The 24,943-nt window shown below is 65.1% G+C and carries 23 protein-coding genes; 9 read left to right on the top strand and 14 right to left on the bottom strand.

Annotated features, from left to right (window positions below; all coding sequences use genetic code 11):
- Positions 1-128: 128 nt before the first annotated feature.
- The 12 genes from HRUBRA_RS04260 to HRUBRA_RS04205 all read right to left on the bottom strand — a co-directional run bounded on the left by HRUBRA_RS04260 (position 129) and on the right by HRUBRA_RS04205 (position 13,311).
- Positions 129-2,075 (bottom strand): outer membrane protein assembly factor BamB family protein, encoded by a 1,947-nt coding sequence (locus HRUBRA_RS04260; protein ID WP_052094371.1) that lies wholly within the window; start codon positions 2,073-2,075, stop codon positions 129-131.
- A gap of 30 nt (positions 2,076-2,105) precedes the next feature.
- Positions 2,106-4,442 carry a TonB-dependent receptor gene (locus HRUBRA_RS04255; protein ID WP_035514828.1) on the bottom strand — a complete coding sequence of 779 codons (2,337 nt, stop codon included), beginning with the start codon at positions 4,440-4,442 and terminating at the stop codon, positions 2,106-2,108.
- 110 nt (positions 4,443-4,552) lie between these two features.
- Positions 4,553-5,782 carry an MFS transporter gene (locus HRUBRA_RS04250; protein ID WP_035514827.1) on the bottom strand — a complete coding sequence of 410 codons (1,230 nt, stop codon included), beginning with the start codon at positions 5,780-5,782 and terminating at the stop codon, positions 4,553-4,555.
- A complete protein-coding gene (locus HRUBRA_RS04245) occupies positions 5,779-6,819 on the bottom strand; it encodes an amidohydrolase family protein (protein WP_084592441.1) in 1,041 nt (346 codons plus the stop codon). The genes HRUBRA_RS04250 and HRUBRA_RS04245 overlap by 4 nt, the downstream gene beginning before the upstream one ends.
- Entirely contained in the window at positions 6,803-7,591 is a 789-nt protein-coding gene (locus HRUBRA_RS04240) for an SDR family oxidoreductase (protein ID WP_035514824.1), read from the bottom strand. The genes HRUBRA_RS04245 and HRUBRA_RS04240 overlap by 17 nt, the downstream gene beginning before the upstream one ends.
- Positions 7,592-7,594: 3 nt before the next feature.
- On the bottom strand, positions 7,595-7,930 hold the full coding sequence (locus HRUBRA_RS04235; RefSeq protein ID WP_201771529.1) for a 2Fe-2S iron-sulfur cluster-binding protein: 336 nt from the start codon (positions 7,928-7,930) through the stop codon (positions 7,595-7,597).
- A gap of 23 nt (positions 7,931-7,953) precedes the next feature.
- Positions 7,954-8,715 carry an SDR family NAD(P)-dependent oxidoreductase gene (locus HRUBRA_RS04230; protein ID WP_035514822.1) on the bottom strand — a complete coding sequence of 254 codons (762 nt, stop codon included), beginning with the start codon at positions 8,713-8,715 and terminating at the stop codon, positions 7,954-7,956.
- Positions 8,712-9,407: a ThuA domain-containing protein gene (locus HRUBRA_RS04225; RefSeq protein WP_052094370.1), complete on the bottom strand. Its 696-nt coding sequence runs from the start codon at positions 9,405-9,407 to the stop codon at positions 8,712-8,714. The genes HRUBRA_RS04230 and HRUBRA_RS04225 overlap by 4 nt, the downstream gene beginning before the upstream one ends.
- Positions 9,408-9,414: 7 nt before the next feature.
- Complete coding sequence (locus HRUBRA_RS04220; RefSeq protein ID WP_035514821.1) at positions 9,415-10,155, bottom strand: SDR family NAD(P)-dependent oxidoreductase; 741 nt, start codon at positions 10,153-10,155, stop codon at positions 9,415-9,417.
- Positions 10,152-11,366 (bottom strand): cytochrome P450, encoded by a 1,215-nt coding sequence (locus tag HRUBRA_RS04215; protein WP_052094369.1) that lies wholly within the window; start codon positions 11,364-11,366, stop codon positions 10,152-10,154. Before HRUBRA_RS04215 ends, HRUBRA_RS04220 begins: the two co-directional genes overlap by 4 nt.
- Positions 11,363-12,583 (bottom strand): cytochrome P450, encoded by a 1,221-nt coding sequence (locus HRUBRA_RS04210; RefSeq protein WP_035514820.1) that lies wholly within the window; start codon positions 12,581-12,583, stop codon positions 11,363-11,365. The genes HRUBRA_RS04215 and HRUBRA_RS04210 overlap by 4 nt, the downstream gene beginning before the upstream one ends.
- Positions 12,583-13,311 (bottom strand): GntR family transcriptional regulator, encoded by a 729-nt coding sequence (locus HRUBRA_RS04205; protein WP_084592438.1) that lies wholly within the window; start codon positions 13,309-13,311, stop codon positions 12,583-12,585. The genes HRUBRA_RS04210 and HRUBRA_RS04205 overlap by 1 nt, the downstream gene beginning before the upstream one ends.
- A gap of 210 nt (positions 13,312-13,521) precedes the next feature.
- Between HRUBRA_RS04205 and HRUBRA_RS04200 the strand changes: the two genes are divergently transcribed.
- Genes HRUBRA_RS04200 through HRUBRA_RS04190 form a run of 3 tightly spaced genes read left to right on the top strand, consistent with a single transcriptional unit; the run spans position 13,522 to position 16,490 of the window.
- On the top strand, positions 13,522-13,998 hold the full coding sequence (locus HRUBRA_RS04200) for a (2Fe-2S)-binding protein (protein WP_035514819.1): 477 nt from the start codon (positions 13,522-13,524) through the stop codon (positions 13,996-13,998).
- Positions 13,991-16,183: a xanthine dehydrogenase family protein molybdopterin-binding subunit gene (locus HRUBRA_RS04195; protein WP_035514818.1), complete on the top strand. Its 2,193-nt coding sequence runs from the start codon at positions 13,991-13,993 to the stop codon at positions 16,181-16,183. The genes HRUBRA_RS04200 and HRUBRA_RS04195 overlap by 8 nt, the downstream gene beginning before the upstream one ends.
- 10 nt (positions 16,184-16,193) lie before the next feature.
- Positions 16,194-16,490, top strand: a complete 297-nt coding sequence (locus HRUBRA_RS04190) for a Dabb family protein (RefSeq protein ID WP_035514817.1) — start codon at positions 16,194-16,196, stop codon at positions 16,488-16,490.
- Between the two features lie 33 nt (positions 16,491-16,523).
- Here the strand turns inward: HRUBRA_RS04190 and HRUBRA_RS04185 are convergent, their stop codons facing one another.
- Together HRUBRA_RS04185 and HRUBRA_RS04180 are read right to left on the bottom strand one after the other, a co-directional pair.
- Positions 16,524-17,885, bottom strand: a complete 1,362-nt coding sequence (locus HRUBRA_RS04185) for a metal-dependent hydrolase family protein (RefSeq protein ID WP_052094367.1) — start codon at positions 17,883-17,885, stop codon at positions 16,524-16,526.
- 34 nt (positions 17,886-17,919) lie between these two features.
- Positions 17,920-18,261: a DUF1820 family protein gene (locus tag HRUBRA_RS04180; RefSeq protein WP_035514816.1), complete on the bottom strand. Its 342-nt coding sequence runs from the start codon at positions 18,259-18,261 to the stop codon at positions 17,920-17,922.
- A gap of 267 nt (positions 18,262-18,528) precedes the next feature.
- On the opposite strand from HRUBRA_RS04180, the gene miaB reads away from it, so the two are divergent.
- From miaB to HRUBRA_RS04150, 6 genes are all read left to right on the top strand, one after another.
- Positions 18,529-19,881 carry a tRNA (N6-isopentenyl adenosine(37)-C2)-methylthiotransferase MiaB gene (miaB, locus tag HRUBRA_RS04175; RefSeq protein WP_035514814.1) on the top strand — a complete coding sequence of 451 codons (1,353 nt, stop codon included), beginning with the start codon at positions 18,529-18,531 and terminating at the stop codon, positions 19,879-19,881.
- Between the two features lie 62 nt (positions 19,882-19,943).
- On the top strand, positions 19,944-20,978 hold the full coding sequence (locus HRUBRA_RS04170) for a PhoH family protein (protein ID WP_035514812.1): 1,035 nt from the start codon (positions 19,944-19,946) through the stop codon (positions 20,976-20,978).
- Positions 20,975-21,460: an rRNA maturation RNase YbeY gene (gene ybeY / locus HRUBRA_RS04165; protein ID WP_035514811.1), complete on the top strand. Its 486-nt coding sequence runs from the start codon at positions 20,975-20,977 to the stop codon at positions 21,458-21,460. Before HRUBRA_RS04170 ends, ybeY begins: the two co-directional genes overlap by 4 nt.
- Positions 21,453-22,298 carry an HlyC/CorC family transporter gene (locus tag HRUBRA_RS04160; RefSeq protein WP_035514809.1) on the top strand — a complete coding sequence of 282 codons (846 nt, stop codon included), beginning with the start codon at positions 21,453-21,455 and terminating at the stop codon, positions 22,296-22,298. The genes ybeY and HRUBRA_RS04160 overlap by 8 nt, the downstream gene beginning before the upstream one ends.
- Before the next feature lie 2 nt (positions 22,299-22,300).
- Positions 22,301-23,824, top strand: coding sequence for an apolipoprotein N-acyltransferase (lnt, locus tag HRUBRA_RS04155; RefSeq protein WP_236629778.1), 1,524 nt, complete (start codon positions 22,301-22,303; stop codon positions 23,822-23,824).
- 56 nt (positions 23,825-23,880) lie between these two features.
- Positions 23,881-24,943, top strand: a 1,063-nt coding sequence (locus HRUBRA_RS04150) for an acyltransferase family protein (protein ID WP_144244377.1), incomplete at its 3' end; no start/stop codon positions are given.

Below are 24,943 nucleotides of genomic sequence, written 5' to 3'. Positions count from 1 at the left end.
GACTCGCAACGAGGTTATGGTGGGGCCGGAGGACGGGATTTCAAGGCGGGCGCAGAAAAGTCAGCACCGCCTGGGGCGACGATCTGTCGGCATCCGGGGCGCCCGAGCACCCAGCGGGCGCCCCACGCCTAACGGTCCTTGCTCGCTGGCGCGAAGACCAGCAGCGCGTTACCGGGTTCGTGGTAGTAAAGGCCGTAACCCGAGTTGGCGATGACATGGCCCCGGTAGACGAAGGCGCCGGCGCCGCCGCTCATGCCGCCGCCCCGGGCTGTCTCACCGTTCGTGCCGGTCACCGCCTGCGTGGTGTCATAGTGCCAGAGCAATTCGCCGCTGGCCCGGTCGTAGGCTCGCAGCACCCCGTCAAGGTGCCCGGCCAGCACGGCGCCCGGGATCGCCGTCACGGCGGCGGAGATGCCCGGATCGCAGAAGGGGCGGTCGTCGCCGCACTGATCGGGGTTGACGCGACTCCAGAGCAGCTCGCCCGTGCGCGCATCCACCGCATGCATTCCCGGTCGAGCGAGAGCGGGATCAAGGACATCACCGTTGCGCGTATTGTTCATGTCGTTAACGGGGGCATAGACCACCGCACCCTCCGCCGCCATGCCAAAATGGACGCCACCCTGGATACTGCCGCGACCAATGGCAACGCGCCACAGTTCCCGACCGTCCCGAGGATCATGCCCCGTCACGTGACCACTCTTGTGGCCCGCCACGAGAATCTTCGGACCCCCGGCACCGAGCCAAAGCACGCTGGAGCCCTGGTCATAGTCGGGCCCGTCCTCTTCGGGACAATTGGGGTTGTCGGCCATCATGCAGGCCACGTTCCAGGCGTCATTGGGCGTAACCTGATGCACCCAGCGCCGCTCACCGCTGGCGAGATCAACGGCGACAATCGCATCGCTGTTACCATCGGCGGGCGAGGAATAGTTTTCCCCGGTGCCGAACACCAGGAGGCCGAGCTCCGGAATGACCGTAGGCGTTGTCCAGACCGGCGCGCCGGACGGCGACAGCACCGCCGTACCCACCGGCGTCTCACCGGTTACCGCGGGCTCCTCCTCAATCGCATGAGCGGTCCACTGCGGGCTTCCCGTGGCGCGATCCAGGGCCAGCACTTTGCCACGGAAGCTGCAGCAGGGGTACTCAGCATCCGCGGCCGCGACGACCTCAAGGGACGACACAGGCACATAGACGCGGTCCGCATGGACCGCCGGGGTCGCCGTCAGGGTCGCGCTGGGATGCTCGTCGACGCGCTGTTTCCAGCGCAGGTCGCCGGTCAGGGCATCGACCGCATAGAAGTTGGCGATGATGTCGCCGAAGAAGAGGAGTGCGTCATCCGCGCCGCGCCGATCTAGAACCACCCCCGTGCGCACTTCCGCGGCGGCCTGGAACGTCCAGCGCACACAGCCGGTCTCGACATCGAAGGCATAGACGGTGCCGTCCTGGCTGCCCACGAAGATCGCCCCCATACCCGCCGTTGGTTGCGAGCGGGCGCGGGTAGCCCCGGGAAAGGCGAAGGCCCACTTCAACTCCAGAGACGGCAGTTCTGAAGCGGACAGCCCGGCAACCGCTGACGGCAGGTAACGACGCGTGTCGTGGCCCGGAGTCACAGGGTGAAAAGGCTCTCCGCGATCGAACACAGCGGCCTCCGCGCTGCATCGGGGCAGCGATGGCGCGGCGGCCACTGCGGCCGGGTCGAAGGGCTTCTGCGTCAGGTACTCCACGACCTGCACCTTTTCGGCCTCGCTGAGCTCAGCGGCCTGGCTCGCCATGACTCCCTTGGTCATGGCGTGATAGAGGGTGCGCGGCGGCATCAGCTCGAGCCAGGAAAAATGCGGTGCCTTGTAAACGCCGCCGTAGTGACAGGCGCCGCAGGCACGGGCGAAGAGCCCGGCCCCGGGCAGCGCGCTCCGCTCACCGAGTTCGACGCTCGCCGTCTGGAAGTCATCCGTGGATGTCAGGCGGTCCGCAGCCACTGCGCTGCTGCCTGCGATGCAGCCCAGCATCCACAGCAGCGCCGCCCCGACACGGGCAAGCGGCGCCACCCGACGGGCAGTGCCATGATCGATCGTTTTCATAGTTGTCTCCTGCAACCGCCTCCGGGTCTCCTAGAAGCTGTACTGAAGCTCGAAGCCATAGACCGGCGGCGAGTTGATGGTGCCGTAGGTCCAGAGCCCGGGAAGGGGAATGGGTTCCCCGCCAGGGCCGCCATTGAAGTTGTAGCCGACGTCCAGAACGTGCAGGAAGTAATCCTCTCCGGTGACGTTCTTCCCGAAAATCGATGCGCGCCAGTTCTCGTTCTCGTAGTTGATAGACAGGTCGAGAAGGCCGAAAGCGTCATTGCGACCGACCGGACGCCCCCAGATCTCGTTGTGCGTCGTGACCGAGTTGGCGTTGACGTAATAGTCATCCTTCCACGCATAGTTGGCGGTGAAAATGAGGAAGTCGCCATTGCCGAGCTGGTGCTCGTAGACGGCATTGAGGGCAGCGGTAAACTCCGGTGCACGGCGCAGCTCAAAGTCCGACTTGTCCACGGGCTGGCCATTGAGGCCGGGGACCATCCATTCGTCGAACTGCGCATCCAGGTAACCGAAGTTTCCGGACAGCGTGAGCCCGTCGACAGGTACGGCACTGACCTCCAGTTCAAAGCCGTTGATGCTGGCGGAGGCAGCGTTCTGTACCAGCGTCACCGTCACCAGGTTCGGATCGGGGAAAACGACGTCCTCCTGCTTGTCCTGATAATCGGTGACGAAGAGAGTGGCGTTGACGCGCAGGCGGTCTTCAAGCCAGTCGGTCTTGATCCCCAGCTCGTAGGACTCCACCTTCTCAGGATCGTAGGGGCCGAAGGTCACGCCGTTGGAGGCGCGACCATTGAACCCCCCGGAGCGGAAACCCTCCGAGTAGCTGGCGTAGACAATGCCCTGGGGAATTTCATAGGTAAGGGCGACCTTGGGCGTGAACTCCGACCAGGTCTCGCTACCCTGCACCTGCTGCTGGGTGCCGTTGACGTCCACATAATCGGTCTCGAGGATGAACGCAGGATCGCCGCAGAAGCCGTAGCCGGGTTCACCGAAGGCAGTGGCACCGGGGAGCACCTGACCGCCGGCAGCAAGCTGGGAAGCGCCGCAGGCGGTCTTCTCCTCCTCAAGCCAGCGCCCGCCGACGGTCAGCATCAGCTTGTCCGTCAGGTTGTAGTCGAGCTGACCGAAGATCGCGTAGGACTCCGTCTTCTGGTCGAAGAAGGGCCTTGCTTCGAAGTCATCGGTGCCGAAGAACAGCGGCGACACGTTGGTCTGCCGGAGGGAATATTCGCTGTCCCACCAGAAGGCACCCAGCACCGTCTTGAAGCGCTCTGTATCCATATGCCAGCGCAGCTCAACGCTGGTCTGCTCCAGCTCCTGGGGACGGAATACCCAGAACAGTTCCGGTGTAACTGCATCGTAATCCGTACGGACGAACTCGTCGGACTGACGCCAGCCGATGATGGTCTCAAGATGATGCACCTCACCCAGGGCCCAGCTGGCGTTCAACGTCAGCGCATCGGTCTCAAGGCGACCGGGGTTTTCGGCGACGATGCGGGAATTCCTGTGGTAGCCGGTATCCTCCGGACGACGGCCGAGGCCACCGGGAACGAAAGACAGCACATCGCCCTCGACGGCCAGCCCAGTGATGGGCAGGTTATCGGTCTTGTCCTCGTTCCACTCGTAGATGAGCCGGGCCTCGAAGTCATCGGAGGGCTGCCAGAGTGCGGTACCCGTCACCCCCCAGAAATCGATATGGCCGTCCACGCCTCCCCTGACCTCGTTGTCGAAGTAGGATCCGCCGTCCTTGCGTATCACGCTGATCTTGGTAGCCAGCGTGTCATTGAGGATGGAGGGAAAGTTCAGCATCGCCTTGTAGTCATTCTGATCAAAGCGACCATAGGTGTACGCCACCTTCCCGCCCCATTCGCCCGTGGGATCGGCGCGCTGGATGTGCACCAGACCGCCGATGGTGTTGCGACCGAAGAGACTTCCCTGCGGACCGCGCAGGACCTCCACGGAGCTGGCGTCCCACAGGTGTAACAACGCGCCGGTCGTCGTCGCAAGGTAGACACCGTCGAGATATACCGCCACGGCCGGATCGAAGGATTTCTCGCCGTCATTGAGCTGCATGCCGCGGATGGAGATCGCGGCCGTATTCACGCCGAAGATAGGATCGATGATCATATTGGGCGACAGGGACTCGATTTCCTGGATATCGCGGGCGAAGGTCCGCTCGAGGGCCGCGGCATCAAGAGCACTCACTGAGATGCCGACGTCCTGCTTTGATTCTTCGCGCTTCTGCGCCGTGACAATCACCTCCTCGAGAGCGGTGGCACGCTGTCGCGTGTTCTGCGCTTCGGCGTTCAGCGACATAGCGGTGAGAGCCGCGCAGAGAGCGGTGGTGCGGTTTGTTATTTTCATTACTGCATCCTCACTTATTGTAATTGGGATAGTTTTCACCGCGTCCAGCATGCGGTGAGGGGCTGGCGCCCCGATCAGCGCCCGAAACGCTCCGGGAACGGTCAGGGTTGTCAGTGTGCATCAGCATAGGCTTTCGGATAGCTCCCCAGGGAAAGCACAACGGTTGCGGAAACCAGGAACAGTCCGGTTGCGACCAGAAAGCCGAAGTCGTAGGAGGCCGTCAGGTCATAGGCGAACGCGAACAGCATCGGCGCCGTGCCGGAGCAGATCGCGAGGGTGGCGTAAAGCACCGCGTAGATCTTCGCGTAATGCAGCAGGCCAAAGTAACGGGCGACAAGAAACGCCATGAGATCCAGTTCCGCACCGGCTGCAAAGCCGATAAAGAAGCTCGCCAGCTGCGCCGCCAGCAAGGACTGCTCGCCATGGAAGAGCATTGCGCCAACCGCCGGCAGCACCAGGCACGCGGCGGCGACTCCCGGTGCCCAGAGCCGGTCGATGAGAAACCCGACGACAACGCGGCCGATGATGATGGACAAGCCGAAGATGCTCTGGATACCGGCCGCCTGCTCACGGCTGAAGCCATCGTCGGTCATCGAGGGCAGGAGGTTGGGACCAATCCCCGAGAAACCCATGTAGGCGAACAGGATCGATACGAGAATCAGCCAGAAGCGGTAGCCTCGGACGGCCTCGCCCAGGGTCATGCCGGTGAGCAGCACGCTGTTGCCAGCGTCATCGGGATCACCGGCCTCACGGGGCTTGAAAAGCACAAGAAGGACCGGCAGGCCAATGAGCAGGGGCAACAGCGCCAGACCGATATAGGCACTGCGCCAGCCGAAGTTGTCGGCAAGGAAAACCGCGTAGTGTGGCGCAATGGCTGCGCAGACGCCCGTCCCGGTCAGGGCGAGGCCGAGGGCCATGCCCCGGTGACGGGAAAAACTGTTGGCGATGGCGCGGGTCCAGGTCACCGGGATCGTGCCGGCGCCGAGCAAGGCCATGGCGCCGTAGGCAACGAACAGCGTCCAGAGTCGCCCGTCCATGGTGGAGGCGAGCAGAAAACCCAGGCCGACGCCTACCATGGCGGGCAGCGCCACACGCCGGGAGCCGTAACGGTCATTGAGCCAGCCGACCAGGGGAGACGTCAGGGCGCCCAGGCCCGAGCTGAACAGGATTGCAGCCTGGAACTGGGCCCGGGACCAGCCGAACTCTTCGGTCACAGGCACGAGCAGCGCGCCGACGGTGTAATAGGGCAGCACAAACGCGCTGCAGATCACGCCGATGCAGGCCGCCGGGATGAGCGGCCAGCGCGCCGCCAGTTCGGAGCGATCGGCGCTACCGGTCATGCGGCTGCCCTGAGAAGTCGCCTGGCGTTAGCACCGAGCGCCACCGCGCGCTCACCCAGGAAAGTGATCTCCCCCTGATCCCAGCCTGCAAAATTGGTACCGAGGACCAGATGATCCATACCCACAAGCTCCACCACCAGCGCTGCCACACGCGCGTCGTGCACGTGGGCGTCAAACCAGAGCCGCCGCAGGCTGTTCCGGAACGCCCCCTCGTGGCGCAGCTGTGGAGGCGCCCAGGGCCGCTTCATGCAGGCCGCCTCGAGGCGGCCGATAAGCGCCGGCGTGGCGCCACCGGCGTGACTGAGGCAGATATCGAGACGGGGATGCCGCTCGAGGACGCCGCCGTAGATAAGCGTCGCTACCGCGATGGCTTCCTGGGCGGCAAAACCGGTGATGATATCGAGGTCGAACTGCCGCAGATTCGCGTCCCCCGGCGGCCCATCGATACCCGCCGGAGCCGGGTGGATGAACAGAGGCACATCGAGGGCGGCAACGGTCTCGTAAAAGGGGTCAAGGCCGGCGTCGTTGAGGTGCCGGCCGACATCCGTACCGATGTAGGGGCCGAGGAGACCTAGCTCGCGCACCGCGCGCTCCGTTTCCTCGCAGGCAGCCGCCGTGTCCTGGATCGGCACTGCGGCGAAACCGGCCAGCCGGTCCGGATACGCGTCGATGAGCGCCGCGAGGGCATCATTGTGCCGCCGGCAGAACGCCGTGGCTTCCGCCACCGGGATGAAGTGAAAGTAGGTGAGCGGATTCGGCGACAGCACCTGCAGATCAATGCCGGCCCGGTCCATGGCCTCGATGCGCAGCGCGGGATCCATGAACGGGCTGCCCTCGTAGCGCACACCATGGAGATGGTAGTCGCCGATGCGGAACCACGGACTCCCCTCTCCGTCACGGCCGAGCTCCGGGCCGAAAGCGCCTGCCGCGCCCAGAGTATCGGCAAGCACCACATGCGCATGGACATCAATCACGCCGGCACTGGCCACGGCGGCCCGGCTGCGAGCGAGAGCCGCGCCGTCAGAGCGCCCTGGCATAACCGCCGTCCACAAGCAGCTGGGTGCCGGTGATGTAACTCGCGGCGCGGGAAGCGAGGAACAGCACGGCCGCGGCGATCTCAGCGGGAGCCGCAAGCCGGCCTAGCGGAATACGACTCTCGATAGCTTTGCGAAGTTCCGCCGGGTCGCTGCCCAGCGCCGCGCCACGCGCCTCGAGGAGCTGCGCTACCCGGTCTGTCGCCGTCCAGCCCGGGCATACGGTATTAACGAGAATACCGTCCGCGGCGACCTCATCGGCGAGGGTCTTGGCCCAACCGGCGACGCCTAGACGCAGGCTGTTGGAGAGCATCATGTTGTCCAGAGGCTGGCGCACAGAAACAGAGGAGATATTCACGATGCGACCTCCACCCGCCTGCCGCATCGCGGGTAGGGCGAGGCGGGTGAGGCGCACCACAGACAGCAAGGTCAGCTCAAAGGCCGCCATCCAGGCTGCATCCCCGAGTTCATCGTGCGGTGCCGCGGGGGGTCCGCCGGCATTATTGACCAGCACCCCAGGCGCGCCGATAGCGGCCACCGCTGCCCGGTAGACACGCTCCAGCTCAGCCGCGTCGGTAACATCTGCACTGAAGGCGTGAACTTCACCGCCCGTCTCCGCCGCGAGCGCGTCCGCAGCTTCCTGCACCGCAGCTTCGTCGCGGGCGAAAATCGCGACCCTTGCGCCCTCCAGGAGAAACTGACGGGCGACTTCCCGACCGATGCCGCGACTCGCCGCTGCCACCAGCACCGGCACATCCCTGAGCCCCAGATCCATGACCTACTCCTCCGGTGCGATAGCGCAGACGAGACCATCGAGCGCAGGCTCGACGTCCAGCTGGCAGGACAGCCGCGAGCGACGCGGGTCGAAATGCGCCTGGAAGCGAAGGAGTGTGTCCTCTTCAGGGCGCCGCGGCGGCAACCGGTCAACCCAGGCTTCATCTATCAGCACGTGGCAGGTGGCACAGGCTGCGCAACCTCCACAGCTTGCTTCCACGCCGATATCCGCATCATAGAGGGCGTGCATGAGCGTCGCGTGGCCCTCCTCGAGAGGAACCCGGAGCTGCTGACCCTCGCGGGTCACTACCTGCACAGTCATGGTGTCAGTTGCCGCCATGTCTTCCCTTCCCTGTCAGTTAATCAATCGCGTGTGAGGCCAAGACCAAGGCCCCCGTCAACTTCAAGGGTCGCGCCGGTGGTCCAGTCAGAGCCGATCAAATAGGCCATGGCCTCGGCAATATCACGCTCCGTACCGATGCGCCCGAGGGCGTGCAGCGGTGCAATGCTCTCAAGGCGCTGCCGTGCTGACTCGTCGTCCAGGAGCCCGGCCCGCTGGTTGATCTCTGTATAAACGGCACCGGGCAGTACGCAGTTGACGCGGATCTGCCGCTCCCCCAGCTCGGCGGCCAGCACCCGGGACAGCGCTTCGACAGCGCCTTTGCTGGCCGCATAGGGAGAAACGCCGGGAAAGGCACGACGCGTGTGCACGGAGCCGACGAAAATAACCGCCCCACGACGCGCCGCCAGGGCCTCCGTGCACAGACCGGTAAGCATCATCGCCGCCACGACATTGCCATGGAACAGATCGAGGAGCCTGTCTTCGTCGAGGGTCTCCACCGGCCCCCGATACATATTGCCGGCATTATTGACGAGGGCATCGAGGCCACCGCCGTGTTCCAGGGCTGCGGCAACCAGCGCCTCGCGATCCGCTGCCCGGGTGATATCCGCCGCGACGCCACGACAACGGTCACCAATCTGCCGGGCAACGGCTTCAATGCGCTCGCTTCTACGCCCGCAGATCGTCACCAGCGCGCCGGCCTCGGCGAAAAAGGCCGCGGCACCGCGGCCAAGGCCCGAGCCCCCTCCGGTAAGGAGAATAGACTTGCCGGCGAGCTTGCTCATGCCGCCACCTCCTCTACGGTGCGCCCCAGCACCCACAGGGCAAGGCTGCGCACGGTGCGGGCATGCCCCGGCACGGCCAGGGAGGCTGCGTCGTGACCGAGCAGATCGCAGGCGGCGCGACCTGCGCCTACGCAGTGGCGCCAGGCGAGCGGCTGTGGCCTGCCCTCCTCATCGTCAGCGACAAGGAGCGTTTCGATGCCATCGGCGAGGGCCAGCGCCGAATAGCGCTCATCCACGACGGTAAATGCTTCAAGGCCCTCCGCAGCGCCGCCCACCGTAGGCCTGGCGGACACGGGCGCCAGCGGGGGGTGCCAGGACTGCCCCCAGCGCCAGGCTCCGCCGAGCAGCTGACACCAGCCCGCCCAATCCCCGAAGCAGATAGCCGCCGTGTGCAGACCCAGGAGGCCACCGCCTCCCTCGACAAACCCCGTCAGGGCTGTTCGTCCCGCCGGCGACAGGGAGAAGGCCCACTCATCGCGCCAGTGATCGTACTTCTCACCCTCCATGGGCCAGCGCAGCGCATTCACCGTGACCATGGCGAAGCTGCCGGCGTCGAGTTGCGAAAGCGCCGCTTCCGGGTCGTCGCTGATAATTGACTGAATGCCCAGAGGCGCAAGAAGCGCCGCGATCGCCCTCGACGTGTCTGCAAAATCGTGGGAGATGCCGCCGCTGATAATGAGGTTACGGTCCATGATCTTCCTAGGAGCGCGGCAGCTGCGCGAGCACGCTGTTAATGACACCACCGTCGACGACGAGTTCGTGGCCGTTGATGTAGGCCGCCTGCTCTGAGTCGAGGAACAGGACCGCATGAGCGATATCCGCCGCTTCACCGAGGCGACGCAGAGGTACACCTCCGGAACGCACGGCACGGGCCTGCGGATTTTCGTAGATGGGCCTGGACATGCCGGCGTCGATGAAGCCCGGCGCGATAGCGTTGGCCCGCACGCCGCGCGGCCCCCATTCGAGGGCCATAGCCTGAGTCATACAGGCCATCGCGGCCTTGGTGCCCCCGTAGAGACCGATGCCAGGCGCCGGATGCACCCCGTTGACGGACGTGATGTTGATGATATGACCGGACCCGCGCTCGAGCATGCCGGGCGCAACGGCGCGAGCGCACAGGCAGCTGCCCAGGAAGTTCACATTCACAGTGGCGGCATAATCCTCGGGGGATTGCTCCTCAAGGGCACCAAAGCGGACGATGCCAGCGTTGTTGACGAGCAGGTCCGGCGCCGCCCCGAAGTCCGCGAGCGCCGCGGCCAGGGCATCAGCGTCGGCGACGTCCGCCGCGAGGGCAACGGCATCGGCGATGCCGTCCGCCACCGCCCGCGCGGACCCCGGATCGCGATCGAGAATACCGACACGATAGCCGGCTGCAGCGAGAGCGCGCACAATATCGGCGCCAAGGCCGCTGCCGCCGCCCGTGACCAAGGCACTTCTCATGCGGGTGTCCTCATAAACAGCACAGGGTAGCGCTTCCAGTTAGCGCGCTCCGTGTCCGGGTCCGGTACCGGCGGGTGCTTCGGATCCGGCGCGGCACCGTGCTCGAACAGGGTCTTCAGCAGGTTGGTCACCGTGCCGATGGGGTGTTCCTCCGCGACAGTGGCCGCAGTGGGCAGCGAGCCGCCGGCGAGCTCGCGACCGAAGCAGGTATGAAGGCCGACACCGAACGTCAGGGCATAGGGCGGCTTCCTTTCAGCCACGGTGCGGTGCGGGTTGTAGCGGTCCGCGTCGGCGCCAAAAATAGCCGGGTCCTGATTCGCCGCCGCCAGGTCGATGACGACACTGTCACCCTCTGCCACGTCTGTGCCCGTGGGCAAAGCGAAGGGGCAGGTGGTGGTGCGCCAGGCCACGGGACTCGCCGGATGCAGGCGGAGACTCTCGTGGACGCAGCGCTGCAGAAAGAGCACATCCGTTGCAAGGCGCTCTGCGTCCTGCGGATGCTCACGGCACCAGCTGATGATCTCATGGAAGGCGTGCACCATGGCGTTGGCCGTGCTGTGGGAAGCAGCCTGCATGAAGAAGGCCACCTCACGGCGGATCGTCTCGAGGGAGAGGCCCTGGGCTTCGCGGTTGGCGAGGAGCACCGTGAGCACATCCCTTGGCAGATCCTCCTCGGCAAGACGGCCGGCGGCGTGCTCGGTGAGCAGCGCCTCACGGCGAGCGAGGGAGCGTTGAAAGAAGCGCTCGTCGAAAACCGCCATGGCCGCGGCCACTTCATCAACCACTTCCGCCTTGTCGCGGGTGGAGTGGAAAAGGGTGGCGCCCTCGCTGAACTTGCGGACGAGTGCGAGGAGCGCCTCGGTCTCCTCGGCCGACTGCTCGCGGTCAACGCCCGCTATGCTCGCCGAGAGGTTGATGTTCACGCGGAAACCGAACTCCGGCAGGTCCATGCCGCCCGACGCGAGGAAAGGGGCGAGGGTCTCCCGAACGATGCCGGGGTAGACCTCACGTTCGTAATAATGGATGAAATTGCGGCGGAAAAGCTTCAGTTCCATGGAGCGCCGCGCCGTGTGCGCCTCCCCGTGCAGTGTCAGGAGCACGTCGCCCATCAGTACGTCGCACTCACCGTACATGGATTGGCGCAAGCGCCGGTCACAAAGCGCCTCGAAAGCGGCCTCGTAGCGGTTGAGGGTGGCGGACTCTCCCATCATGCGGCGCTCGCGCCGTCAAAGCGCACCGGGTACTCGGCCCAGACGTCCCTCTCGGAGGCCTCGATCTTTCGCGGCGGCCGTTCCGGGTCCGGGCGCATACCCCGCCCCAGCAGTTCGCCGATGATAATTGCCAGCGTCCCGTACTGATGGTTCTCGGGATCGTACTGGTCATCGCTGCGCAGGATCGTGCCGGCGACCAGGTTCATGCCGAGGCACACGTGCATCCCACCGCCGAAGGACAGACCCGCCGGGCTCACCTGTGGCGGCCGTTCGCGGTAGGGATTGAAACAATCGGCATCATTACCGAAGACGCTGCGATCGCGATTCGCCCGCTGCAGGTCGATGACCACCTTGCTGCCCTCAGCGACCTCACCCTGACCAGGCACCTCGAGCGGACAGGTGGCTCGACGCCAGGATTCGGGGCTGGATGGATGCAGGCGCAGGCTCTCGTGGACAAACCGCTGCAGGATGCGGGGCTCAGCAAGGAGCTCTTGTGGCGAGCCGCCGCGCGCCCGAAACCAGGTGAAGAGCTCGTTGGTCGCATGCACCAGCGAATGCACGGAAGTGTGGGAGGCGGCGAGGTAAAAAAACGCCACCTCCTTCATGAGGATCTCGTCCGGCAGCTGCACCATGTCATCATTCATGAGTAGCACCGTCAGGATATCCCGTGGCAGTTCCGCCTCTTCGAGACTGCCATCGGCAAAGCGCTCGAGCAGCGACACCCGGCGAGCCCGCGAGGGCTGAAAGAAGCGCCGGTCGAACTCTTCCATGGCGGAGAGAATTTCCTGCATGATCCCGGCACGATCGCCATGATACTGGCCGATCGTGGCGGCCTGCCCCAGATGGATGAGCAGCCGATGCAGCGTATCAGCCTCCTCAACGCTGCTGTCGACACGATCAATACCCGCGAAGGCAAGGGACACGTGCACCATGATGCGGTAGCCGAGAGCTTTTAGATCAAGCGCATCTTCGACGAGAAACTGGTCGAGGGTTTCCTCCAGCAATGCCGGAAAGATCTCACTCTCGTAAAGGCGGAAGAAGTTCTTGCGGAAGAGCTGGCTCTCCACAGCTCGCCGGTTGCGGTGCTCATCGCCATGCAGGTTGACGAGGACCCGCTCCATGAGGATGCCGCCCTCGTCATAAAGCGCCTGTCGCAGGTCCATGTTGCGCAGCGTGCGCGCGGCCGCCTGGAAGCTGTCAACGCGATAGTCAGTCATCATCGATCTCCGGATTGCGTGCCATAGCCAGCGGCACTGGCGGGACGGCCCTGGGTGGAGGTATCGGAGTAGCTCACCTTGTGCAGGGCGATGAAGCGCACGAGCATGTCGCCCTGGTCGCTCGTATGCTGACGCAGAGCCGCACCGGCGCGTGTTCCGTCGCCGTCGACAATGGCGCGAACGATGCGCTCGTGATCGGACTGGTTGGTGCGGATCCGGTCCGGAGCCAGCACCTGAAAACGGCGAAACGGATTCACGCGGGTCGCCAGCGCAGCCGTCGCCTGGATCAGCGCGCTGTTCTTGCAGCCCTTGAGGATGTCCCGGTGAAACTCTCGCCCGAGGTCGGAGTAGGTATTCGGCTCCCCGTCGACGACGGCCTGGGCGCGCCGGTGCAGATCGAGCAGAGCCTCTTTTTCCGGCCGGCTCATGCGTTCCGCAGCGAGCCTCGCAGCAATGCCCTCAAGCTCCGCCAGCGCCTCGAAGAGCTCCAGCAGCTTCTCGACATTCAGGGGCGTCACGACAGCACGCCGCTGCGCCTGCTTGGTGATCAGGCCTGCGCGCACGAGGGCACTGATCGCCTCGCGCACCGGCGTGCGCGAGACCTCGTACGCCTCAGCGATATGCGACTCATTGAGCGTGGCGCCCGGCGCCAGCCTGCCGCTGAAGATGTCCCGCTCGAGACCGAGCCTCACGAGCTCTGCCTGGGTCGGTGAAGACCTCGATGTCACGCCGCGCCTCTTTATCCCTGTTCGTTATTGCTATGTCGGGCGATGAAGCTGTGCTGCCGTTTTCCGTGCCATACCGCACGCACTACACTACACTACTATGTAGAGTGCATTCAATAAAAGGTAAAAATGTATGCAAGGTGACCACAACTGCTGTACGGCGCATCACCACCACGCCGCGGCCAAGGGGCAGGCCCGCCCGGGGGAGGTGCTATGTACCGCGTTATGATTAATGGGACCCGGCACGAAGTGGACGCGGAAGCGGATACGCCGCTGCTGTGGGTTCTCCGCGATTTCCTGTCGCTGACAGGCACCAAGTTCGGCTGTGGCATGGGCCTGTGCGGGGCCTGCACCGTCAGCCTGAACGGGCGGCCAGTACGCGCCTGCAGCCTCCCCCTCGGCGACGTCGGCGACGCCCAGGTGCAGACCATCGAGTCTCTGGCCGCGAGCGGTGAGCTCAACCCCGTACAGCAAGCCTGGCTCGAGCTGGACGTGGCGCAATGCGGCTACTGCCAGTCAGGACAGATCATGGCGGCGACGCTGCTCCTTGAGCAGAACCCGGCCCCTGACGACGCGGCAATCGATGCGGCAATGGCGGGTAATCTCTGCCGCTGCGGCACCTACCAGCGCATCCGCGAAGCGGTAAAGCTCGCCGCGAGCCACAGGACGGCGGGAGGCGACCATGGCTGACACAACGAACATCGGCAGCTTGAGCCGCCGCGCTTTTCTCAAGAGCAGCGGTGCCGCCGCTCTCCTCGTCGGTTTCGCCCTGCCGGGAGGCAGCGGCAGCCGCGCCGCGCGCGCCGAGGCGCCCCTGCAGGTCAATGCCTTCCTTCGCATCGATACTGACGGTACGGTCACGATCCTCGCAAACCACTCGGAGTTCGGTAACGGGGCCTACACGATCATCCCCATGCTGGTGGCGGAAGAGCTCGAGGTGCCGTGGGAATCCATCCGCCTCGAAGCGGCACCGACCCGGCCCGAGTATTACTCTCCGGTCTTCGGTGAATACCTGACCGCCGGCAGCATTACCGTCTTCAGTCTCTGGGAGCCGCTGCGCACCGCCGGAGCCCAGGCGAAGGCCATGCTGATGGACGCCGCCGCCGCCGAGTGGGACGTTCCCCCGGAACAGGTCACGGCGCAGGTCGGCGTGGTCCGCGCAGGCGACCGGCAGGCCGGCTATGGTGAGCTCGTCGCCGTCGCGCAGGCGCGGAACATCCCGCTGCGCGAGTCCGTGACCTTGAAAACACCGGCGGACTTCACGGTGCTGGGCCGCGACCGGCGCCGCTTCGAAGGCCGCTCCAAGGTCACGGGAGAAGCGCGCTTCGGGATCGATATCAAGCTGCCGGGCATGCTTTACGCATCTATCCTCCGCTCCCCAGCCTACGGCGGGCGCCCGCAGTCTTTCGAAGACAGCGAGACTCTGAAGGTGCCCGGGGTCGTCAAGGCCAAGGCCATCAGCAACGGCGTCGCCGTGCTCGCGACCAATTACTGGTCAGCCCGCAAGGGCCGCGACGCGCTCACCGTGACCTGGGACGAGGGGCCGAATACGGGCCTTTCTTCCGAAGGCTTCTTCGAGGAGTACCGGGTCCTGGCCGACAAACCAGGCATGCTCGCCGAGGATATCGGCGACAGCCTCAGCGTCCTGGCGGCCGTTCAGAAACCCCTGGAGGCCGTCTATGAACTGCCCTATCTCGCCCACGTCACCCTGGAACCGATGAACGCCACGGCGCGCGTCGAGACGGACCGCTGCGAGATCTGGTCCGGCACCCAGTACCAGAGTAACGACCAGGAGCGGGTAGCCGCCCTCCTCGGCCTTCCGCAACAGGCCGTGACCATTCACCGCCCCCTCATGGGCGGAAGCTTCGGGCGGCGCTCGAGCAAGACCGCGGACTTCACCATCGAGGCCGTAGAGGTCGCCCGTGGCGAGTCCGTCCCTGTGCAGGTGATCTGGTCGCGAGAAGAAGACGTTCGCAGCGGCTTCTACAGACCACTCTTTGTGCACAAGCTGCGCGGCACCGTGGATGACGACGGCATGCCCCTCGCCTGGCATCAGACCGTCGTCGGCCAGTCGATCATGCAGCATACAAAGCATGATCCCGCGTACATGGTCGACGGCATGGATATCTACTCCCTCGATGGCTGTCTGCAGGAACCCTTCGGCGTGTTTTCCTACGGTACTTCCTATGCGATCCCCAACCATCGGGTGGAGACGCACAACCCGCCCAAGGTCGGCGTGGCGCCCCAGGAGTGGCGCTCCGTCGGGCACTCGCATACCGGCGTCGCCTATGAATGCTTCCTCGACGAGCTCGCCTACGCCGGCGGTCGCGACTCCTTCGACGTGCGCCAGCATCTCGCCCGGGGCAACGCGCGTATGAGCGCTGTGCTCGCCATGCTGCGGGAAAAGAGCGACTGGGATGCGCCCCTGCCCGAAGGCTGGGGGCGAGGCGTAGCGGCGCGGGTCTACTCCGTGACGCCCATCGCGCAAGTGGCGGAGGTCAGTACTGACGACGGCAACTACCGGGTCGAGCGCGTCGTCTGCGTCGTCGATTGCGGCTTCGCCGTCAACCCGCTGAACATCGAGGCACAGTTGCAGGGGGGCATCGCGATGGGATTATCCGCCGTCGCCGGCGAAGAGATCGTCCTCGAGCGAGGGCGTATCCTGCAGAGCAATTACCACGATTACCCGGTGCTGCGCCTCAACCAGATGCCTCGGATCGAGGTGCATATCATCGACAGCCAGGAAGTGCCCACCGGCGTCGGCGAACAGGCCCTGGCGCCCACGGCGCCAGCGGTTCTCAATGCCCTGTTTGCCGCCACGGGGCGCCGCATCCGGCGCCTGCCGATCAGGCACCACGGCCTGCAGCTGAGTTGAGGCAAAGCGAATGCTATATCATCTTGTCTGGCTCAGGGCGCGCGACGGCACGTCCCCGTCGCAGATGGCGCTGCTGCTCGCCAGGGTGCGGGCCTTGGCGGATGAGGTTCCCGGCGTGGTCTCCATCAAGGCCGGCGACAACATCACCGACCGGGCTCAGGGCTATAGTCACGGCATCATCGTGACTTTGGCGGACAGAGAAGCCCTGCGGACCTATCTGGAGCATCCAGAGCATGTCGCTTTGGGCTCGCTACTGCGCGTGCATTGCGATGTGCTCGCCCTGGATTTTGTCGACGCTGGCTCATGATCCTCGCCGTTGCCGGCTGCAGCGACGACTCTCTCAGTGCAGCTCCTCAACGGTAAAGGGCTCGGCCTGCGGGCCCCTCAGGGCAACCTCTCGGGTCAGCATGCTGCCCATGCCGGCAAGGCGCCAGCCCGGAATAGGCTTTCGGGGAGGCAGTGGCGTCAGGTCCTGCTCGACACCGGCGAGAAAAACGCGTCTGATATTGTCGCTGTCGCCCAGCAGCGACAGATCCCGGTCCACGCGTCCCTGCACGCAAAGGATATCGGCCTCGAAACCGGGCGTGAGCTGGCCCACCCGGCCTTCCATGCGCAGGGCGCGCGCACCTTCGGCCGTAGCGCAGCGGATCGCCTCCAGAGGGCTCATGTCGAAGTACCGGACAAACACTTCCAGCTCCTTCCAGTGCCAGTCACCGTAGGGCACCAGAGAAAAGCCCGATTCGGAGCCGCACAGCAGGGGCACGCCCGCCCGGTAGGCAGCCTTTATGGTATCAGCGGAGTCTGTAATCTCGCGCTCAAAGAGCGCCACGAGCTCCCGGTCGGTCCCCAGCCGGTCTCCGTAATCAACGATATTCGCCTGGAGCGTGAACGCCGGCGCCAGCGGCACCTTCCGGTCGATGACCGCCTGAAGGGCCGCGTCATCCATTCCCGTCGCGTGGAAGATCAGATCGAAGCCGGTCTCTGCTGCGAGCTTCGTTGCGTCTGCGCCACGACAATGCCCCATCACGGGCGTGTTAAGGTCATGTGCGGTGTCGCACAGCAATTTCAATTCGTCAGCGGTCCAGACGCAAACCTCACCCCGCTGTGCCTGCCGGGGAATGATCCCGGTGACGTGCACCTTGATCCAGTCGACACCGATCTTCACCTGGCGCCTGACCTCGCGGACAATCTCATCGCGGCTGTTGACCACCTTGTAATAACCGGTCACCCCCTCGTCGGCGATCAGCCGTCCTGCAGTACCGCCAACGCCCGTGATCAGAGCATAGGCCCCGCAAGCCATTCTCGGCCCAGCGGTAACGCCTGCCTCGATAGCATCGCGCAGGTCGAGCATATTTTCGAAGGTTGAGTCCGGATCCAGGAACCCGGTCACCCCCGCGCGCAACAGTTTCTTCGCATTGTAGGCTGCGACCAGCGCGGACAGCGCATCGCGACGCTGGTGAAAAATCTCCGCGTTGGAGCCCGCATCATCAAAGGACAGATGACAATGAGCGTCGATGAGGCCGGGCATGACGGTCTGACCGGTGGCGTCGATCCGCCGGACGGCCTCCGGCCCGGGCCCGGGACCGGCGCCGGCACCCACGGCAACGATCTTACCGCCGCGGATCAGCACACTGCCCTGCACCGGCGGCGCCCCGTTGCCGTCGAGGATGGTACCGTTCTCAATCAGTATCGTTTCGTTCACAGGGTCATCCTCCAGAACGCCATCGCTATCCCGCTCAGTCCTCAGGCCCGTGCTGCCCGGGATGATTCGGGGGAAAGGGGAAGGCGGCGACGTTGCCGCGGGGTTTGGCCTCAGAGATCTTGCCGGTACCTTCTTTATCAACTTCGTCGATACGAAGCACCGAGTGAAGCGGAATATAGCTGCGCTTCACACCACTGAAGGTGTTCTTAAGTTTTTCCTCGCTCGGGTCCACCAGCAGCTGCGACCGTTCGCCGAAAACAAACTCCTCGATCTCGATAAAGCCCCACAGGTCACTCTGGTAAATCTGCCGGGCATAGACCTCAACGACCTCACTGCCGTTCTGGAAAATGACCTTGTACACCGGTTGCTGCGCCATGGTTTCCTGAGATAGTTTCCTGAGATGGTTTCCTGAAACAGTTTCGCGAAAGTGCCGTGAACGTAAGCCGTACCTGGAGATCGTGAAGGGTGCCGCGGGGCAGCATACGCCGACAGCGCGCAATCACAGCCCCCCGTCCGCGAACGGTAGATCATGGTACCACCAAAAACGGCAAAAACCATCGACCCTAGGTTTGGCCGGCCGGCACCGGTATACTGCGCGGCCTTTTGATCTACAGGAGCACAGGGCATCGCCCGGGGATTCCACGTGGCCAGAAAACTGTACGTCAAGACGCACGGTTGCCAGATGAACGAGTATGACTCGGCGCGCATGCAGGACCTGCTGCGCGAGAGCCATGGCCTCGTGCCCACGGACGACCCGGAAGAGGCCGACGTGCTGCTGCTGAACACCTGCTCCATCCGCGAAAAAGCGCAGGAGAAAGTGTTCCACCAGCTCGGCCGCTGGAAACACCTGAAAGAGAGGAACCCCGGCCTCGTCATCGGCGTCGGCGGCTGCGTGGCCAGCCAGGAAGGGGCCGAGATCGGCCGGCGGGCACCCTACGTTGACCTCGTCTTCGGTCCCCAGACCCTGCACCGGCTACCGGAGATGATGGAGCAGCGCGGCCCCGGCGGTACCCTGGTGGTCGATGTCAGCTTCCCCGAGATCGAGAAATTCGACCGGCTGCCCGAACCGCGGGTCGACGGACCGACGGCCTTTGTATCCATCATGGAAGGTTGCAGCAAATACTGCACTTTTTGCGTGGTGCCCTACACCCGCGGCGAAGAGGTATCCCGACCCCTCGACGATGTCATCCTCGAGGTCAGCCAGCTCGCCGCCGGCGGCGTGCGCGAGGTAACCCTTCTCGGCCAGAACGTGAACGCCTACCGGGGCGAGAGTCACCTCGGGGAGATCGTCGATTTCGCCGAGCTGCTGCATTTCGTAGCCCAGGTGCCGGGCATCGACCGGATCCGCTACACCACCTCGCATCCGGTGGAGTTCTCCGACGCGCTCATCGACTGCTACGCCGAAATCCCGGCGCTGGTGGACCACCTGCACCTGCCGGTGCAGAGCGGCTCGGACCGGGTGCTGGCCGCCATGAAGCGCGGCCATACGGTACTGGAATACAAGGCAAAGCTCCGCCGGCTGCGCAGGCTGCGGCCGGACATCAGCATTTCTTCTGACTTCATCATCGGCTTTCCCGGTGAGACCGAGGCGGACTTCGCGGCCACCATGAAACTGGTAGAAGAGATCGGCTTCGATACGTCCTTCAGTTTCGTCTACAGCGCCCGACCGGGTACCCCGGCGGCCGAGCTGCGTGACGACACCGACGAGGAAACCAAAAAGCGACGACTGCATATCCTGCAGGCGCGCATCAACCAGGAGGCGCAGGCAATCAGCCGGCGCATGGTGGGCAGCACACAGACAATCCTGGTGAGCGGTGTCTCAAAAAAGGATCCGGGGCAGCTCCAGGGCCGCACAGAAAACAACCGCGTGGTGAATTTCGCCTGTACAGACCACGCGCTGATCGGCCAGTTCGTCCAGGTGCGGATCGAGGAGGCGCTGCCGAACTCGCTCCGCGGCGCCCTGCCCGCCACCGCCGCGGCCGCATCCGCAGGTTGACGGCCGGCGAATCCCCGTTATTCTCAGATACTCATGCAACGGCAGCTGCCGCACCGGACACCTTGACCGACGAAACCCCACATGACGAGGCGGTAGAATTCAGCCTCACCCTGGAACCTGACGACGCCCGCCACCTGGCCATGCTCTCCGGCCAGCTCGACGCGCACCTGCGCCAGATCGAAGACCGGCTGGGCGTTCGTATTGCCGCGCGAGGCAATCAGTTCCTGGTGACCGGGCCGGAGCCTGCGACGCAGAGCGCCGCAGACCTGCTGGAGCATCTCTATGGCGAGATCTGCCAGGGCGTGGCGCTGACCCCCGAGTCCCTGCATCTGCAGCTGCAGCAGGCCGGCCTCGAGGCCCGGGACGGCACCGCGCGGGAAGCCGGCGACGACTCCGCGGTGGAACCGCTGCAGGTGATCCGCACCCGCCGCGGCTCGATCAAGCCCCGGGGGAGAAACCAGCAGGGTTACGTGCGCAGCATCAAGCAGTGTGACGTCAACTTCGGCATCGGCCCCGCAGGCACGGGCAAAACCTACCTCGCCGTAGCCTGCGCGGTGGAGGCATTGCTCGAGGAGCGGGTGCGCCGCATTCTCCTCGTGCGTCCGGCTGTGGAGGCCGGCGAGAAACTCGGCTACCTGCCCGGCGACCTGGCGCAGAAGATCGACCCCTACCTGCGCCCGCTCTACGACGCCCTCTACGAGATGCTCGGCTTCGAGACAGTGAACAAGTACATCGAACGCAGCATCATCGAAGTGGCGCCGCTCGCTTTCATGCGCGGCCGCACCCTGAATGGCTCCTTCATCATTCTCGACGAGGCGCAGAACACCACCCGCGAACAGATGAAGATGTTCCTGACCCGCATTGGTTTCGGCTCCACGGCGGTGATTACCGGGGACGCGACCCAGATCGACCTGCCCCGGGGCGCGCAGTCCGGGCTCACCCACGTGGCGAAGATCCTCGAGGGTGTCGACGGCATCGGCTTCACGTGGTTCGCCAATGGCGATGTGGTGCGTCATCCGCTGGTACAGCGCATCGTAGAGGCCTACGACGCGCACGACGACCGCGCAACCAGCCTGGAAAACAGCCGCCGATCATGACGCTCGACCTCGTGGTACAGCAGGCCTGTGAGGCGTCCGTGCCCGAGAAAGAAGACTTCGAGCGCTGGATCGGTGCCGCGCTGGCCGGCGCCGGGCGCGATGGCGCTTCGGAGCTCGCCCTGCGGGTGGTCGACGACGCCGAGATGGCGGCGCTGAATGAGCGCTTCCGTGGCCGCAGCGGCCCGACCAATGTCCTGTCCTTCCCCGCCGACCTACCGCCCGGCCTGGATCTTCCGCTCCTCGGCGATGTCGTTCTCTGCGCTCCGCTGGTCGCACGCGAGGCCCGGGAACAGGGTAAGGCACCGGCGGCACACTGGGCGCACCTAGCGGTTCATGGCACGCTGCACCTGCTCGGCTATGATCACCAGGCGACGGAGGAAGCCGTCGCCATGGAGGCCCTTGAAACCGAAATCCTCGGCAGCCTGGGGCTGCCTTGTCCCTACGGCGGCGAAGCCGCGGAGGAATACCTGCACTGTGAGTGATGACCGCACCGGCCAGGACGGAGACGAGCGCTCCTGGCTCAACAAAATCGGCCAGCTATTTTCTTCGGAGCCACGCAGTCGGCAGGACCTCGAGGACGTACTCAGCGTCGCCGCCGAGAACGAGGTGATCGACGAGGACGCACGCAGCATCATCGAAGGCGCCATGCAGGTGAGCGACATGCAGGCCCGGGATATCATGATTCCCCGAGCCCAGATGGTGGTGATCAAGGCCGAGAGCAGCCTCGAGGAGATCCTGCCGCAGATCATCCGCTCAGCACATTCCCGCTATCCGGTCATCGGCGACAACCCCGATGACGTGCTCGGCATCCTGCTGGTGAAGGATCTTCTGCCGCAGATCCTGCGCAAGGAGACCGATACTTTCGACATCCGTGACCTGCTGCGACCGACGGTGGTGGTTCCCGAGAGCAAGCGTCTCAACGTGCTGCTGCGGGAGTTCCGCCAGAACCGGAACCACATGGCGATCGTCATCGATGAATACGGCGGCGTTGCCGGGCTGGTGACCATCGAGGACGTGCTCGAGGAGATCGTCGGCGAGATCGAGGACGAAACCGATGTCGAAGAGGACCAGTTCATCCGTCGCATCGGTGACGACGAGTATTTCATCAAGGCGCTGACCCCCATCGAAGACTTCAACGAGTATTTCGAGGCCGGCTTCAGCGACGAGGAGTTCGACACCATCGGCGGCCTGGTCATCCACGCCTTCGGTCACATGCCTGCCCGCAATGAGACCACGCAGGTGGGCAGCTTCGAGTTCAAGGTCATCAACGCAGACCAGCGCAAGATCCACAGCCTGCGCATGCGGCCCGTGGACGACTGAGTTTGCCCCGCACCACCGCCAGCGGCGCCCGGCGCGAGCCTGCGCACTGGATGAGCGTGCTCATGCCCATCGCCGGCGCGCTGCTCACGCTGTCCTTCGCACCGTTCGGCCTTTGGCCCACGGGCATCGCGGGGGTCGCTCTCCTGGGCTACAGCCTATGCACCTGCAGCCCGCGCCTCGGTGCTTTGCGCGGCTGGCTCTTCGGCGCCGGACTCTTCGGCACCGGTGCCTCCTGGGTCTATGTCAGCATCCACGTCCACGGAGCAGCGCCAGTGCCCCTGGCGGCGCTGCTGACAGTCTTCTTCTGTGCCGGCCTGGCGCTCCTGCCAGCGGCCTTTGCGGCGGCCTACGCCGCCTGGATCCGCCCGCTGCCCGGGGGCATGCTGCTCGGCTTTCCCGCCCTCTGGGTGCTCTTCGAGGGGCTGCGCAGCTGGCTGCTCACGGGTTTCCCCTGGCTTTTCCTCGGCTATGCCCACCTGGATAGCTGGCTCGCCGGCTGGGCGCCGGTCGCCGGCGTCTACGGCGTGTCTTTTGCTGTAGCGCTCACGGCCAGCTGCCTGTTTCTGGCCTGGCGCAGCCGCCGGCCCATAGCCCTGCTCGTCTACAGCACCCTCCTCGTCGTGCTCTGGGGCGGCGGACGGATGCTCGAACAGGTCGACTGGGTGGCACCGGCGAGTGAGCTGCCGATCTCGGTCGCCCTCTACCAGCCCAACATTCCCCAGAAGGAGAAATGGGACCGGCGCTATTACCGCGACATCCTGCACCGTTATGAGACTGCCATCGGGCCGCAGCTCGAACACGACATCGTCCTCTGGCCGGAATCGGCGATTCCCCGTCTCTATCGCGACGCGCGTGCGTTCCTCGACCCCATCGACCGCCGCGCGCGGCTCGCCGACAGCACCCTGATCACCGGCATTCCCACGGCCCCCGAGGCCGGGGTCTACCATAACAGTATCCTCGCCCTCGGCCAGGGGTCCGGGCTCTACCACAAGCAGCGGCTGGTGCCCTTCGGCGAATACGTGCCCCTGGAGCGATGGCTGCGGGGACTGATCGCCTTCTTCGACCTGCCCATGTCGAACTTCAGTCGCGGCCCCGCGGGCCAGGACGCGCTGCGCGCCGGCAGCTACCGCGCAGCGCCCTTCATCTGCTACGAGATCGTCTACCCGGGGCTGGTGGCCCGGGGCGCGCGCAGGGCGGACCTGCTGGTAACGATCAGTAACGATAGCTGGTTCGGGGCATCCATCGGCCCCCTGCAGCATCTGGAAATGGCCCGCATGCGAGCGCTGGAGAACGGTCGCTACCTGCTCCGGGGGACCAACAACGGCGTCAGCGCCATCATCGACCACCGCGGTCGGGTGCTCGCGCGCACGGCACAGTTCGAAGAGGCCACGCTGGTGGGCGATGCCCGCTCCATGCTTGGCCACACGCCTTTTACCAGCTTCGGCTCCCTGCCGATCATCATCGCCTGCCTGGTCACGCTACTGCTCTTGAAGCTGCTGGCCCTGACAGCCTGGCGGGCCCGGTGAACGGGGCGCCCGGCTCAGGGGCACCCGGCTCAGGGGCGCCCGACTCAAGGGGCGCCATGGCGTACCGGCCGGAGATCGACGGCCTGCGGGCCCTCGCCGTCCTGCCCATCGTGCTGTTCCATGCCGGCTTCGCCTGGCTACCGGGCGGCTACGTCGGGGTCGATATTTTCTTTGTCATTTCCGGATACCTGCTGGGAACGATCGTCTCCCGCGATATCGCCGGGGGGCGCTTCAGCGTCCGGCGCTTCTACGCGCGCCGCGCCCGGCGCCTGCTGCCGGCCATGCTGGCCATGCTGGCGGTCACCCTCGTCGCCGGCTATTTCCTGCTCCTTCCCGGCGAGCTCCTGCGCCTGGCGCAGGCGACACTGAGCGTGCTGCTGTTGGTCCCCAATATCTATTTCTGGGAGAGTGCGACCAGCTATTTCGGCCTCGATATCGCCACGGAACCGCTGCTGCACACCTGGTCCCTGGGCGTCGAGGAGCAGTTCTACCTGTTGCTGCCCGCGCTACTGCTTGTCAGTGCCCGGCTGCGCAGGCCGTGGCTGCTCCTGGCGGCACTGCTGCTGATCTCTTTTCTGGTCAACGTCAGCCTGATGACGATCGACAGCAGTTCCTCCTTCTACCTGCTTCCGGGGCGGGCCTGGGAGCTGCTCGCGGGTGTGCTCCTCGGTCGCTATGGCGGTAAGCTCCGGGCGCACCGCGGCAGCGCCGGGGCACTGGGCGTCGCCGGCCTGCTGCTCTGCACCCTGCCCATGGTCCTGCTCGACGAGACCTCACCCTTTCCCGGGAGCAATGCGCTCTGGCCGGTTCTAGGCACCGCCGCCCTGCTCGCCGCAACGAAGGACAGCGACACGGGCGTCAGCTGGCTCCTGGCACGGGCACCACTGGTGGCCATCGGCCGCGTCTCCTACTCGCTCTACCTCTGGCACTGGCCTGTAGTCGTCTACCTAGAGCTGGCGCGGCCGGATGCGGACAGCAACCGGTGGCTGACCCTCGCCCTGTCCCTGGCGCTTGCCTGGCTGTCCTATACGTGCATCGAGCAGCGCTACCGGCGGCCGCCGGCGGCCCTGGCGCCGGCCCGGAGCCGCCAGGGGAAGCTGCGCGAGCTGGGCTGGGGCG

This window comes from Pseudohaliea rubra DSM 19751 (assembly GCF_000764025.1).
GTDB classification, from domain to species: Bacteria; Pseudomonadota; Gammaproteobacteria; order Pseudomonadales; family Halieaceae; genus Pseudohaliea; species Pseudohaliea rubra.
This window is presented reverse-complemented; position numbering and strand designations above follow the sequence as displayed.

What these genes read in the sequence shown, in the direction of transcription:
- HRUBRA_RS04260 (WP_052094371.1), bottom strand. Translation starts at nt 2,075, where the DNA reads ATGAAAACGATCGATCATGGCACTGCCCGTCGGGTGGCGCCGCTTGCC.
- HRUBRA_RS04255 (WP_035514828.1), bottom strand. Translation starts at nt 4,442, where the DNA reads ATGAAAATAACAAACCGCACCACCGCTCTCTGCGCGGCTCTCACCGCT.
- HRUBRA_RS04250 (WP_035514827.1), bottom strand. Translation starts at nt 5,782, where the DNA reads ATGACCGGTAGCGCCGATCGCTCCGAACTGGCGGCGCGCTGGCCGCTC.
- HRUBRA_RS04245 (WP_084592441.1), bottom strand. Translation starts at nt 6,819, where the DNA reads ATGCCAGGGCGCTCTGACGGCGCGGCTCTCGCTCGCAGCCGGGCCGCC.
- HRUBRA_RS04240 (WP_035514824.1), bottom strand. Translation starts at nt 7,591, where the DNA reads ATGGATCTGGGGCTCAGGGATGTGCCGGTGCTGGTGGCAGCGGCGAGT.
- HRUBRA_RS04235 (WP_201771529.1), bottom strand. Translation starts at nt 7,930, where the DNA reads ATGGCGGCAACTGACACCATGACTGTGCAGGTAGTGACCCGCGAGGGT.
- HRUBRA_RS04230 (WP_035514822.1), bottom strand. Translation starts at nt 8,715, where the DNA reads ATGAGCAAGCTCGCCGGCAAGTCTATTCTCCTTACCGGAGGGGGCTCG.
- HRUBRA_RS04225 (WP_052094370.1), bottom strand. Translation starts at nt 9,407, where the DNA reads ATGGACCGTAACCTCATTATCAGCGGCGGCATCTCCCACGATTTTGCA.
- HRUBRA_RS04220 (WP_035514821.1), bottom strand. Translation starts at nt 10,155, where the DNA reads ATGAGAAGTGCCTTGGTCACGGGCGGCGGCAGCGGCCTTGGCGCCGAT.
- HRUBRA_RS04215 (WP_052094369.1), bottom strand. Translation starts at nt 11,366, where the DNA reads ATGATGGGAGAGTCCGCCACCCTCAACCGCTACGAGGCCGCTTTCGAG.
- HRUBRA_RS04210 (WP_035514820.1), bottom strand. Translation starts at nt 12,583, where the DNA reads ATGACTGACTATCGCGTTGACAGCTTCCAGGCGGCCGCGCGCACGCTG.
- HRUBRA_RS04200 (WP_035514819.1), top strand. Translation starts at nt 13,522, where the DNA reads ATGTACCGCGTTATGATTAATGGGACCCGGCACGAAGTGGACGCGGAA.
- HRUBRA_RS04195 (WP_035514818.1), top strand. Translation starts at nt 13,991, where the DNA reads ATGGCTGACACAACGAACATCGGCAGCTTGAGCCGCCGCGCTTTTCTC.
- HRUBRA_RS04190 (WP_035514817.1), top strand. Translation starts at nt 16,194, where the DNA reads ATGCTATATCATCTTGTCTGGCTCAGGGCGCGCGACGGCACGTCCCCG.
- HRUBRA_RS04180 (WP_035514816.1), bottom strand. Translation starts at nt 18,261, where the DNA reads ATGGCGCAGCAACCGGTGTACAAGGTCATTTTCCAGAACGGCAGTGAG.
- ybeY (WP_035514811.1), top strand. Translation starts at nt 20,975, where the DNA reads ATGACGCTCGACCTCGTGGTACAGCAGGCCTGTGAGGCGTCCGTGCCC.